12 protein-coding genes are annotated in these 11,489 nt (G+C 60.6%); 5 read left to right on the top strand and 7 right to left on the bottom strand.

Annotated elements, in window-relative coordinates:
- The first annotated feature begins 394 nt into the window (after window positions 1-394).
- Window positions 395-1,117 carry a hypothetical protein gene (locus CRO06_RS16730; RefSeq protein ID WP_097058920.1) on the top strand — a complete coding sequence of 241 codons (723 nt, stop codon included), beginning with the start codon at window positions 395-397 and terminating at the stop codon, window positions 1,115-1,117.
- A 28-nt stretch (window positions 1,118-1,145) separates the two neighbouring features.
- Complete coding sequence (locus CRO06_RS20085) at window positions 1,146-1,355, top strand: hypothetical protein (RefSeq protein ID WP_022996293.1); 210 nt, start codon at window positions 1,146-1,148, stop codon at window positions 1,353-1,355.
- Window positions 1,356-1,499: 144 nt separating this feature from the next.
- Here CRO06_RS20085 and CRO06_RS16720 read toward each other — a convergent pair whose 3' ends face one another.
- The 4 genes from CRO06_RS16720 to CRO06_RS16705 form a co-directional block, all read right to left on the bottom strand.
- Window positions 1,500-2,846, bottom strand: coding sequence for a DUF3999 domain-containing protein (locus tag CRO06_RS16720; protein ID WP_097058919.1), 1,347 nt, complete (start codon window positions 2,844-2,846; stop codon window positions 1,500-1,502).
- Window positions 2,846-5,614: a DUF2339 domain-containing protein gene (locus CRO06_RS16715; protein WP_097058918.1), complete on the bottom strand. Its 2,769-nt coding sequence runs from the start codon at window positions 5,612-5,614 to the stop codon at window positions 2,846-2,848. The genes CRO06_RS16720 and CRO06_RS16715 overlap by 1 nt, the downstream gene beginning before the upstream one ends.
- A 43-nt stretch (window positions 5,615-5,657) precedes the next feature.
- Entirely contained in the window at window positions 5,658-6,011 is a 354-nt protein-coding gene (locus CRO06_RS16710) for a hypothetical protein (protein WP_031228653.1), read from the bottom strand.
- A gap of 212 nt (window positions 6,012-6,223) precedes the next feature.
- The gene (locus CRO06_RS16705; RefSeq protein WP_022996297.1) at window positions 6,224-6,499 is read right to left on the bottom strand and encodes a YrhK family protein; all 276 of its coding nucleotides are present in this window, start codon (window positions 6,497-6,499) and stop codon (window positions 6,224-6,226) included.
- A gap of 108 nt (window positions 6,500-6,607) precedes the next feature.
- On the opposite strand from CRO06_RS16705, the gene CRO06_RS16700 reads away from it, so the two are divergent.
- The gene (locus tag CRO06_RS16700; protein ID WP_097058917.1) at window positions 6,608-7,147 is read left to right on the top strand and encodes a cytochrome b; all 540 of its coding nucleotides are present in this window, start codon (window positions 6,608-6,610) and stop codon (window positions 7,145-7,147) included.
- Window positions 7,148-7,151: 4 nt separating this feature from the next.
- Here the strand turns inward: CRO06_RS16700 and CRO06_RS16695 are convergent, their stop codons facing one another.
- The gene (locus CRO06_RS16695; protein WP_026948566.1) at window positions 7,152-7,424 is read right to left on the bottom strand and encodes a hypothetical protein; all 273 of its coding nucleotides are present in this window, start codon (window positions 7,422-7,424) and stop codon (window positions 7,152-7,154) included.
- A 163-nt stretch (window positions 7,425-7,587) separates the two neighbouring features.
- Between CRO06_RS16695 and CRO06_RS16690 the strand changes: the two genes are divergently transcribed.
- Window positions 7,588-8,352: a Crp/Fnr family transcriptional regulator gene (locus tag CRO06_RS16690; protein WP_022996300.1), complete on the top strand. Its 765-nt coding sequence runs from the start codon at window positions 7,588-7,590 to the stop codon at window positions 8,350-8,352.
- Here CRO06_RS16690 and CRO06_RS16685 read toward each other — a convergent pair.
- Complete coding sequence (locus CRO06_RS16685) at window positions 8,341-10,137, bottom strand: hybrid sensor histidine kinase/response regulator (protein ID WP_031228655.1); 1,797 nt, start codon at window positions 10,135-10,137, stop codon at window positions 8,341-8,343. The two genes, CRO06_RS16690 and CRO06_RS16685, sit on opposite strands and share 12 nt — an antisense overlap.
- Before the next feature lie 38 nt (window positions 10,138-10,175).
- Window positions 10,176-10,868 carry a response regulator transcription factor gene (locus tag CRO06_RS16680; protein WP_022996302.1) on the bottom strand — a complete coding sequence of 231 codons (693 nt, stop codon included), beginning with the start codon at window positions 10,866-10,868 and terminating at the stop codon, window positions 10,176-10,178.
- A gap of 318 nt (window positions 10,869-11,186) precedes the next feature.
- On the opposite strand from CRO06_RS16680, the gene CRO06_RS16675 reads away from it, so the two are divergent.
- Window positions 11,187-11,441 (top strand): hypothetical protein, encoded by a 255-nt coding sequence (locus CRO06_RS16675; RefSeq protein ID WP_022996303.1) that lies wholly within the window; start codon window positions 11,187-11,189, stop codon window positions 11,439-11,441.
- Window positions 11,442-11,489: the final 48 nt, after the last annotated feature.

The raw sequence follows: 11,489 nt of genomic DNA, 5'->3' as shown, positions 1-11,489 counted from the left end.
GCTGTACCGCGATTTCTTCATGTCGTTCTCCGTTTGCCTCATTGTAGGTCGGAGAACTCTAATTACGCATTCACCGATTTTAGGGGATGGTTACAACCGCAATCGTTGTCATCAGCTTCGCGCTGTATACCGACACGTCCCTCGAGGGTCTGGATCTATTCATCGCCTGGCCACTCCCGGTCGTCACGGCAATACTCTGGCTGGTTCACCGCGTTATCGACGACGGCAAGCTGCAAAGTCATGTTCGGAGTCTCGATGCCTTTTTGCAGGAGTCTGCTAAAAAACGCCGGCGCTGATCCTCCAAAGAGCGCTATCCAAGCCACTGCCTCGGGATGACCCCATGACACTCTCATCACCACCCTGTCTTTCGGTAACCGGCGGGAAACGCCGGCTGATGGCGCTTTTCAGCCTGATTCTGCTATTCGCCGCTCTCCAGGCCAGGGCATCCGAGGCCACGCCCCGGCCATTGGAGCCCGACGACGAGACCGGAGACAGGTTGACGGCCGAAGCACCCATGAACTTCAACGACGGCAGTCGTTATCATCTCTACCGGGTTGAGCTGGCGGCCAACCAGGTGGCCAGGTTCGACGTCACCGGCGGGCTCAACAGCTATCTTTCCCTGTTCGCTCCCGACGGAACCCTGTTACAGCACGAAAAAAACGGCCAAAGCGACACGGCTCTGCACAGCTACCATGCCCATCTGAGCCAGAAAATCGAAAGGGAAGGCTCTTATCTACTGGCCGTGGGTGGGAATTCCCCACGCTCTCTGGGACAGTACACAGTGAGCGTCAAGACCACCGAGCTTCAGAGCATCGCCCCTCTGGTGCCCGGGGTTACCATCAAGGACTGGCTGCGAGGGCTCGATGCAAAACACACCTTGCACGTCGACAAGATCGGACAATACCGGATTCGCTTCGGCTCCGACGATTTCAGCGCTTATCTGCTGGTCGACCATGGCAGCCACTACGAAGCCATCGACAGCGGTGACGACACCGACGCGCACCTCGACGTCTTTTTAAGGGCACCGGGAGACTATGAACTCATCATTCGCTCTTCGGACGAAAGCTGGCAGGAGGGGCTATATACCCTTGGAGTCGAAGCCCTCTCCTGCTGCTAGACAGGAGTATCGTTCCTGTTGCTTGGGTATGGCGGGCGCCTTCGTACTTGCCGCGCTGTCCGTGGTGTCCGCCACCGTGCAAGCGCAGCCCCCCAGCCCCTGGCCAACCCGGCTGTCGGTGGCGGCGATCACCGCCACGCCCCCCGATCTGGAGACCACCTTCCGGTTTCCCTGGATCACTGACTCTTCCTGTGGGCCCACCGCCCGTTGCAACGAGACTGACCCGGCCGGATGGTAAAGCAGAATTTTTGCTGGAGGTGGATCACGACGGAGACCTGAACGGCATCTGGCGAAAAGCAGACGCCCCCTTCCCGGTATATTTCAATTATTGACCGGGTACGGTGGAGGTCGGCCGGTGCGCCCCGTCGCGGTCCACCGCCAATCAGCGGTTCTCCAGCTTGCGCAGCAAACCCACCGCCATGGCGACAACCAGGACCGCGCCCAGGATCAGAATCCCCCACAATACCATCCGCCGTATCGGGGTTTGCTTCGGCGGAGCCCGCAAAGCCGCGTCGCCCCCCAACTCGCGCCGTTGCTTCAGTTCCGCCCGCGCGGCCGCGGGTTCATCCCCCAGAGCAGCGCAATCCAGCACCTGGGCGGGCGCGGCCCGGCGGCTGCCATAGGCCAGTAGGAAGGGCCCTTCCCCCTGGGCCAGGAAGCCCAGCCTGATCGGCGGGTACCCCAGTTGCAACGCGGGGGGCTGTCCGGACAACACTTCCCCACCGGACAACACTTCCAGACGCCATAGCCCGTCACTCGTCGGGGTCATGTGCCGAGCTTCGGTAGCACCGGTCTCCGGACCCGAGGTGACCGGGCCCTGAAAACGTTGCCGCCAGACGGCTGTTTCGTCGGCACGGGAACTCAACCGCACCTCGAGAACCCGATTCGGCCCCGGCAGGGTCAATCGCCATTGCCGCGCTGGCGCGGGGCGGGAACTGTGGAACCGGCCATCAAGGGCATCGCCCGCGCTCCGTTCCGTCTCCGCCCATATCAGGGGAACGGATTCCACCTCGGTGCGCGTGGTCAGAATCTGTGCGCCGTGTAACCAGTCCCGGGCCCGCTCATCCTCGGGGATCAGGCGCAGAAACCGGTAGCGATGCTCCGGCAACGCCACGGCAACGGTCTCCAGCGCCTCCCCGTCCAGCCGCAACAATGTGGTTCGCGTGACGACGGTTCTCCATTGATCCAGATCGTCGCTGGCGGCGATGCGAATCGGCAGTTCCTGCCGTCCTTCCGGGGAGCGCCAGCGCCAGTCCAGTCGAATTCCGGAGATGGCCTGTTCCACCCCACGCGCATCCACAATGTATTCAAAGGCACCGGCCTCCGCCGATGCGCCCTCCTCCGGCTCCGACCGCTGCCAGCGCATGCTCAGCCCATCGGCGGTGTCGATGGCCAGTTGACCGCCCAGATGCTCGGCCGGGCGGCGCCCCGGTGGCAGGCCGTACAACGCCGCCGGATGCGCCACGGTGTTTTGCTCGGTCTGATCCTCGATCTCACAGAAAGCGTGCTGCACCACACCGCCGTCACGATTGAAGACCCTGACATCACCGAGATCGGCCCGGGTGCTGACCTGATAAACCTGTTCCGGCAAGGACAACTGATAGGCCCGCCCTTCCCCCACCGGCGTGATCGGAATGCCCTCGGCGAAATCATCCGGTAGCGGCGCCGCCAGGGTAGCGGAACCGTAACCGAGCGCGGCGATGAAACAAGGCAGAATCCAGAGACGCATCAGGAACACTCCTTTCCCCGGGGCGGCAATGGCGAGAAATAGCCGACAACCAGCAGTATCAGCCCGACGCCCAGGAACGAGACGATACGGGCCAGGGTTTCCGTGCCCGCCATATCGATGAGAAACAGTTTCACCACCACCACGCCCAACAGGGCCACGCCCAGAATCCACACGGGGCGCCATCCTTTGCGGGTGGCGGTGATCATGGCGGCCAGCCCCAAAAGCGCCCAGAACAGGGACAAGGCCATTTGCACCGTCACCGAATGCACTATTCCGGCGGCATCAAGCGGGGTACCCACGCCGTAATGCAGAGCACGCACCAGGGCGGCGCTCAACCACAGGAAAACCAGTGCCGCCAGCATCGATACAGCGGGTACCGGATACGGCCGGGGCGTCTCCCGCCACCAACCGATAATGGCCAGCATGGTCAGCGCCACACTGATATCCAGAGGATTAAGTAACGGCCAATACGGCAACGGCGACGGAGCACCGTCGTGAGACAGATTGATCCAGATCAGCCAACCCACGGCCAGAGCCGCCAGGGGCAGCGCCCCTGGCCAGCGGTACGTCGGCGCATGCCGCCGCCAGGGCCAGACACCCGGAGAGCGGGCACACAGAGTGATGAACGCCGCTGGCACCAGGCCCCAGGTGAGCACCGGCCAGACGCCATCAAGCACATTGCCGATCCGCCACGACAACTCGGGCAACAGCACCAGTGCCAGACTCCATAGTCCCAGGGCGTGCAGCCAGGGGGTCATCGCGGCCAGCAGCGTTTCCTCTCTGCGGTCCCGCAGCCACAGTGTGTGGTAATACACCAGCCACAGCGCCGGCCAGCCCCACAGAGCACCGTCCGCCAGTGGATGAGGCAGGGTCAACAACGTCAGGCTGGCAATGGCGACGAAACCCGCGCCCAGCAAAGGCGCGACGCGAATGCTGGTTTCCCAGGCCAGCCACCGTCCGGCCCAGGTCAGCAATAGGATGATCAGGGTTGGCACCAGCAGTAACCAGCCCGCCTCGCTATGGAAGGGAGCGTACTCGCCCACTTCCACGCCACCGGCAAACAAAGCCCAGAACACCGTCCACGCCAACAGGATTTGGGCGCTCCCTCGTTCGTAGGAGGCCCGCGCCGCGCCCAGCCGGGACAGAAACACGCCGCTCGCATATCCGGCCACCGCCAATCCGAACGCCGCCATGAAGACTCCGTTGAAGAGCGGCATGGTCGGTTGCAGGTAATCCGGCATGGCGATCATCAGCTGCCCCGCCGCCAGCACTTGCAACAGCACCCCGAAAGCCCGCGCCAGTTTTCGCTTCTGACGCACTCCGAGCCACAACAGCCCAGCGCCCTCCACGGCCCAGATCGCCGCGGTGGCACTTCCGGACAGCGCCAGGGGCACCGTCAGACTGCCGAATATCACCCCCAGAGCCGCAAAGGCCTCGGCCAGCAGGCGCCATTCCGATCGGCGCCGATAAAACAGAATCAGTGCCAGCCCCAGGTAAAACAGCGCGAAAGCCAAGGCGCTCCAGGCCAAGGCGTAGGACAGATGCGAGACCAGGGAAGCGTGCAGACCGAAAGTGACCACCGGCAACCCGAACACCAGCGTCCCCGAGACATACCCCAGATCGGCCTTCGCCTGGCGCCGGGCAAACAACAGGGACACCGCCACATACATCAAGAAGAAAAGGCCCAGAAACAGATCCGTGCTGATCAGGTGCTCCCGCGAATAGCCCCCTCCACGCCACAGAGCACTGATGCCGAACGTGAAAAGGAAGCCGAGCAGATTGAGCTGACGCCAGGCCCGGAACCAGGCCACCAGGAAAACACCCAGATTGAGCACGGTGTAATAGCTGAACAGAGAGATATGGCTGCCTGCGCCGCTGGATGTCAGCAGCGGCGCCAGGAAACCGCCGGCAAAGCCGATTACCGCCAGAATCAGCGCATTCTGCGCCACCGCCAGTACCGCAGCGGCCAACGCCACCACCACCATTAGAGAAAACGCGAGCCCGGACGGGATCACCGAGAACAGGCGGAAAGCGGCGTACAGGGTCAGATACAGTATCGCCACGCCGCCACCCTGCAGAATCAGCGCATAGCCCACATGCCGGATGCGCAGCCGCCAGCCCAGCCCCAATAACGCCATCCCCAGTACCGCCACCGCCGCCAGCCGGACCTCCAGCGGAAACAAACCGCTCTCCGCCGCGTACTTAGCCAACAGCGCCGCGCCGATAAACAGCACCAGAACGCCCACGCGGGCAATGGTATTGCCGCCTTTCAGCCAGGCACCAATGCGCTGAAAGCCCCGTGAAAACAGGGACGGCTCTGGCGGGGCAAGCGGCGGTCCGGGCGGCGGCTCCGGTTGCGATTGCCTTGGTGGCTGCCGTGGCGGCGGTGATTCTGGCGGACGAGGCACTGGCGTTTCCACGGACGTCGGTGCCGGCGCCGCCGCTGATGGCAATGCGGCGCGAGACGAAGGCGCCCCATCAGCCGACGCCAGCAATGCCCGGATCCGTTGTTCGCTGGCCGTCACCCGGTCCCGGATCAGCACCAATAGAACAATGGCGAAGCCGGTCAGTGCTCCGAGGGTACCCAACACCGCGAACAAGATGCCCGCCGCGATCCAGGACCCGCTCAGAACTCCCAGCAGCATCGCCACGAAAGCCATCACGGCCCCACCCGCCAGCGCGCCAGCCAGTGCCATGAATACCATTGATGCAAGCGGCCAGCGGGGTATACGGTTCGGGCTCATGGCATCCTCACCCTTTGTGGTCATTCCATTTCCGCCCTTCAGGTTCTTTGCCTGGTCTCTTCAGGTGTTACGGGAATTGCTCGCCGCATTCGTCCAGGATATCACCGACAAGATCCTCCACGGCCACCTCTTGGCCCTCTTCGGCCAGGTCTTCCGGATTGTCGGGCAATTCATAGACCCGACGGACCATCTTTTCGAATAGCGCCTTCTCCACGGGCGTTTCCGTATTCTCTTTCTCCAACTCCTCCAATACCCAATTCAGCGACTGGCCGTCTTCATAGCGCAGTGAAGCAACAATAAAAAAGCTCATCTCCAGCCGGTCACAAACCGGCCACTCACCACCATGAGGAGGTGGCCGGGTGGCCTGAACGGAAGCGCTCAAAAACACTATTAACAGGAAAAGAAGTCGGATTCTTTCCATCACATCCTTGCTCCCTGGCTCTCGGTTCCCTGTACTGCCTCCATCGTACCTGACCCGGGCACTTCCCGCCGGCTTGGAGAGTGCGGCCCCAAGGGGGATCGTTTCTGACGATTCTACAAAACCATGGCCATGCCAAGACCAGACAATATGAGGTTACAAACTTTTGCCCCCGGCTCTATCTTTGCACACTGTGCCCCGGCCGGATCCGCATCTCATTCCTCCCATTGATTGCCCGGCAAACGTTTCAAGTGAATATGCCCGCACAAACGGATCGTGGGCCGGATCAAGAACTGGAAGCTACCCACCACGAACAACCACGCTGCCGGCGTTTCCATGCTGGGGTATAGAAAAAAGATACTGCCCAGTAGAAACCAAATGGCGATGAGGAAATCATTGGCGATACTGAGCGTTTCATAACGGCGGCGGATCACCAGCTCCTCATGCCCGAGATGTACGGTGAGAGGGTTATCGACACGGCTTTTATACATGATCAACTCCATGGCATAGCCCCGGTGATATAGGATTCATTGATATAAATCAAACCCCCCTTGTTGGATTCAAAAGACACTCCTGTTTTATCCGTACGGGAGACGAGCATGGCAACGAGTACCGGTTGGCACCGCACCCTCAAAGGGGTGCACTGGCTGGTCGCCATTCTTCTGGTGATGACTTGGGCCTCGGTGGAGTTGCACGAGTTTGTGGAGAAGGGGGCACCATGGCGCGACCGCTGGGTAATGCTGCATATTTCCTTTGGCGTCACCGTGCTGATCCTGATGCTTTTCCGGCTGTACCTGCGGGTCCGCCATCCCACACCACCGTTTATTGGTGCGCCTTGGCAGCGCGGGCTGTCCCAACTGGTGCACCTTGGGCTCTACCTATTCGTGATCGCCATGCCCATAGCGGGCTTTCTGATGCGTCAGTTCGCTGGCAAAGGCACCATGATTTTCGGGCTTGGTCCCATGCCTCAACTACTGACGCCCAACGCCCAAATAGCCGAAATACTGGCCTGGTTGCACAAGGACCTGCTGTGGTATGTGCTTTTAGCCCTGGTGGGCATCCATGTGGCCGGTGCCCTTTGGCATCATTTCATCGACCATGACGACACGTTGCGGCGGATGGCTTCACCGCGCCGGTGACGGATCAGCCCGCTATAAAGACACCAATCAGCAACAGCGGCAACAATAGCGGCGTCAGCGCCCACCAGGAGGGCCAGCGCCAGAGCCACAGCGCGGTGCCCAACAGCACCAGTGACGTGGGCAGCCAGATAACGACGCCCAGCATGCGCCAGGCCAGACAATCGGAGCGGGACGGACAATCCCCCATTGTTATCATCCCCACCGCAATCAACCCCAGTCCCAGCAGGCCCAGGGTCGCCAGTAACACCACTGTCATCATGCGGATCCGGTATCCCACGGCACTCCTCCCTGACTTTTTTTGTCACTTTGCACAGTATTGTGCCTGCGTTCACGTCTACCCATAACGCTCAGAGGCGATGATTAAGGGCATTCGGGAATGGCACGACCCCTGCTTGATCAACTACAGGTTACTTTTCGGCTACCGTGGACGAAAGAACACCATGATGACACTTGGCGACCCTCTTCCCGGCTTTGCCGCGCTGGCACGGGACTACAAGCGACTGGGCAGTGAACTGACCGTGGCTCTGGCGGATCTGGCCAGCCCTCGCCCTCAACCTCCGGCGGACAAGGTTCCGCTCCACGAAGAATGTTTGCATGTGGTACGTGGTGGCATGGTGGTGGCCCGTCACGGCGAAAGCCCCCTGTTCCTGTGTGATGAAGGAGACGTGCTGCCACGGGATTCGGGACTGAGCTACAAGGCGGATAGCGCCGTGCTGCTGGCCGCCTATCCCTGGAAGATCGTGCTTCAGAGGTTGCGAAAAGAGCCCCATCTCGCGGCTTTATGGGAGCGCCTGCGGGATCTGAGGGAACGTCTTCTGCTGCACATGCTGGCGGCCAGAGTCGGAGAAGACCACCACGCCCACTCCGCCTTCGTCTACTTTCAACCCGGAGAGGTACTGATCCGTCAGGGGGAGCATGCCACTGACGTCTATCACTTATTCGAAGGTGAAGCGGATGTGCTGGTGGATAATGTGGCCGTGGGCCGGGTTGGCGAGGGCGAGGTACTGGGCGCCATCGCCGTGCTTACCGGCTCCTCGCGCAGCGCCACGGTACGGGCGCTCACCCGCTGTTCCGCGGTGCGGGTGCCCGGTAGCCAGTTCCATCACCTGATCCGGGCCCATCCCACCCTGATTCAGAGGTTGATGACCGATATGGCACGGCAAATCACCCGGCTCAATCATCAGGTGGTGGCCCTATCCGGCTGACTCGGAGCGATCACTTTCGGTGGCCGCCTCCGCCGGTTCGAGCCATTGCGACAACACGGCGTGCAGTTGCGGCGGTTGTAGAGGTTTACGCAACACAAGATAGCCGTCCCGTTCCGCCTGCTCCAGCACGGGAGAGTGAAATTCACCGCTGACCATGGCCCCACCGGATTCCGGGCACGCTTCCAGCAGCGCCTGAAAAACTTCGAAACCACTTTCTCCGGAGCGCAATCTTTGGTCACAAAGAATGGCCTGAGGTTGAAAGCCGCCACGCAACAACTCAAACGCCTCGGCACCGGACGCGGCACAGCGAACCTCCACGCCCCAGGCTTCCATCAGGCTCTGCCAGGCTTTGGTGACCAGCGGATCGTCGTCGATGACCAGGCAACTCCCCGTTAGTGGCACGAGTCGGGTCAATGACGAACGCATGGCATTGCCCGATACCATATGACCGGTTTTCATTTGCTTCATCTCTGGCAATGACAACCAGAATCGGGATCCTCGCCCTTCCACGGAATTCAGACCGTAGCCGGCACCCATTATTTTTGCACTGCGTGCCACCATCGCCAGTCCGAGGCCGTGGCCGGCGCTGTCGATTCCCCAGGAATAAGCATTGCGATAGAACTGCGTGTAAATATTCTTTTGTTCCTCCAGCGCCACACCGATTCCGGTATCCCATACTTCCAGCAGCCAGCTCCCCTGACGGTGGCGTACCGACAGCAGCACACCACCTTGGGGGGTATAACGCAAAGCATTGTGGGTAAGATTGATCAAACAGCGGCGAATCAGACTGGCGTCGCCCAGAACCACCGCCTCTCTGCGGGCGATGCGAATACGCAGATCCAGGCCACGGCTGTTGGCTTCCTCGCGAAACGTGGTCGCCACGTCCTCGACGATGGCGTCCAACAATACCGGTGTGCGTTGCGCGGTAACCGCGCCGGTTTCCATTTTCGAAAGGTCCAGCAGCGAATTGAACATCAGATCCACCGAACGCACGCTCTGTTGCAAATCCCGAATCGGTTCCCTGAGCGTTTCATCGCGATTGCGATGTGCAATGGCCTGAATCAGAAACCCCATGGCATGCACTGGTTGGCGCAAATCATGACTGGCGGTGGTAAGAAACCGGTTCTTGTCCTGCAGGGCCTGCTCCGCTTGTTCCTTGGCGTCGCGAAAACGCTTCGCCAGGGCGGCACTGTCTTCTTCCAGTTTGATCTGTTGCACGAAAAAACGGTGGGAGGTCACCCCGTGACGGTACATGGCGATACCGAACAGCACCGCCATAGGCAAAACGAAATGCCAGTGCTCGGGAACCGTCCAGGGCATCATTAAAACCACCGGCACCCAGCAACACAGGAAAAACCGCAGGAACACCCCCCACACCGGGGTCTGATGCGTTGCGTTGGCGGCGATGGTACCGGCGAAGGTTATGTGCAGCACGGCGGCAAACTCAAACGTCACCTTTCCCGCCGTCAGGAACACCACCAAGGCCAGTCCGAAGCCATGCAGAACAGCGATGCGCTTGACCACCGGCAGCCATTTTTCCAGCACCTTCTCGCTATCAAGAGACGCCCTATCCGCCAGGTAACGCCGACGCAAAACGAACAGCAGCCAGACACCCAGCAAGTACGCGGCCAGCTCCACAAGCAACCAGGAAATGTCCTGCCCGAGAAGATAAAACCAAATGATAAAGGCCATGCCCGCGAATGGCGTTACCGAAGCGCTGTAAAACAGCCTGACACGAGTAATGTCCAACAAGCGGGCGCGACCATCGGCGCTCAAACTGGCCATGGAAGGTGCCACGGTGTTACCTCTGGCGGGCCGGGCGTTCATAGCCGCAAGCGTCGACCGTGCAGCAATGCGATCGCTTCCACCCGATTACTGGCGCCGAGTTTCTGCAGGATGGACGACACATGTTCCTTCACCGTTTGCTCGGTGACATTGAGCGCCATGGCAATCCGTTTATTAGGCAGTCCCTTAAGCATCATCGCCAACACCTCGCCCTGGCGCCGGGTCAATCCCAGATCCGCCGGACTGATCAGCAGTTCACGACGGGACCGGAGTATTGCCGCCGACGCCGGGTCCGCATCCGCGAACCAGGTTTTCCCCCGGCGCAACGCCGCCACCGCCCGGGCAAAGGTCTCCGGCGATTCATTCTTCTGGATGAAACCGTGAGCGCCGGCGTCCCGTGCCTGAGCGTCGATACCGACCCCATCATCACCACTCATGACCAATAGACGGGTTGCGGGACAATGATCTGATAATGCTTTCACCAGAGGCGGCGCGGCGCCATCGGCAAGCCAGAAATCAATAATGACCAGATTGGGCGCTCCGTTATCGGCGATAAATGCCATGCAGGCATCACCATCCGCGACGCTGTGCACGGAACGATAGCCGCAGTGTGAGATCAGATATTCCGCGACACCGCGCATCACCAAAGGGTGGTCATCCACCACCAGGGCGTACCCGGTGTTTCCCTTCCCTTCTTCCGGTTTCCCGTGAAGCCCTGCTTCCTCATTCATTCGCCGTTCCATCCTAGGCCATTGGCGACGGCTGAAAACCCTACCACGGTAGGGTGGTTCAGACCGGGCACCGGCGATAGCTTTCATTTACCCGGGAGACAACACACTGAAAGCTGCGCAGGGAACACATTGATGGGAGTGTTCCCTTCCCCGAGAGCCACGGCAAAGCAACCCAGCGTATTGTCCCCATTTTACGACACCCGGCGTCGGAACCGGTATGGGTTCTCCACGTCGATGCCTATTTTTTCCAGTTGTCCGGAGAACATGACCACTCCGGACCTCTTCAATGAACGAAGGTTAACCGTACGGAGACCGACAATGACGCTTAGAGCCCTGGTTATCGCCTCCTCCACCGCCTGCGCACTGGCTTTGTCCGTGAATGCTCAGGCCGGCTTCCTCGACAAGATGAACGACGCCCTGGACAAGACTTCCAACGCCATCAACAAGGTGCAGGAAACGTCCGACAAGGCCACCAATGCCGTGCAAGGCACGGTTAAGTCCGTGCAAGACACTGGCCAGGCGGTCCAGGACACCAAGGATGACATGACTTCCATCGGCAAAAACGACGACTGATTGCCAATTCTGACGGATCGCTGTTCGACCGACCCTCCCCGGGAGCGC

It is taken from the genome of Alloalcanivorax xenomutans, from assembly GCF_900217905.1.
GTDB lineage: Bacteria > Pseudomonadota > Gammaproteobacteria > Pseudomonadales > Alcanivoracaceae > Alloalcanivorax > Alloalcanivorax xenomutans.
Note: the sequence above shows the minus strand (reverse complement) of the source record. Positions and strands in the feature narration are given on the sequence as shown.

Bases quoted from the DNA above. Each gene is read 5' to 3' on its own strand.
- CRO06_RS16705 (WP_022996297.1), bottom strand. From the start codon at position 6,499: ATGTATAAAAGCCGTGTCGATAACCCTCTCACCGTACATCTCGGGCAT.
- CRO06_RS16675 (WP_022996303.1), top strand. From the start codon at position 11,187: ATGACGCTTAGAGCCCTGGTTATCGCCTCCTCCACCGCCTGCGCACTG.
- CRO06_RS20085 (WP_022996293.1), top strand. From the start codon at position 1,146: ATGGCGGGCGCCTTCGTACTTGCCGCGCTGTCCGTGGTGTCCGCCACC.
- CRO06_RS16720 (WP_097058919.1), bottom strand. From the start codon at position 2,846: ATGCGTCTCTGGATTCTGCCTTGTTTCATCGCCGCGCTCGGTTACGGT.
- CRO06_RS16685 (WP_031228655.1), bottom strand. From the start codon at position 10,137: ATGGCCAGTTTGAGCGCCGATGGTCGCGCCCGCTTGTTGGACATTACT.
- CRO06_RS16710 (WP_031228653.1), bottom strand. From the start codon at position 6,011: ATGGAAAGAATCCGACTTCTTTTCCTGTTAATAGTGTTTTTGAGCGCT.
- CRO06_RS16680 (WP_022996302.1), bottom strand. From the start codon at position 10,868: ATGAATGAGGAAGCAGGGCTTCACGGGAAACCGGAAGAAGGGAAGGGA.
- CRO06_RS16715 (WP_097058918.1), bottom strand. From the start codon at position 5,614: ATGACCACAAAGGGTGAGGATGCCATGAGCCCGAACCGTATACCCCGC.
- CRO06_RS16730 (WP_097058920.1), top strand. From the start codon at position 395: ATGGCGCTTTTCAGCCTGATTCTGCTATTCGCCGCTCTCCAGGCCAGG.
- CRO06_RS16700 (WP_097058917.1), top strand. From the start codon at position 6,608: ATGGCAACGAGTACCGGTTGGCACCGCACCCTCAAAGGGGTGCACTGG.
- CRO06_RS16690 (WP_022996300.1), top strand. From the start codon at position 7,588: ATGATGACACTTGGCGACCCTCTTCCCGGCTTTGCCGCGCTGGCACGG.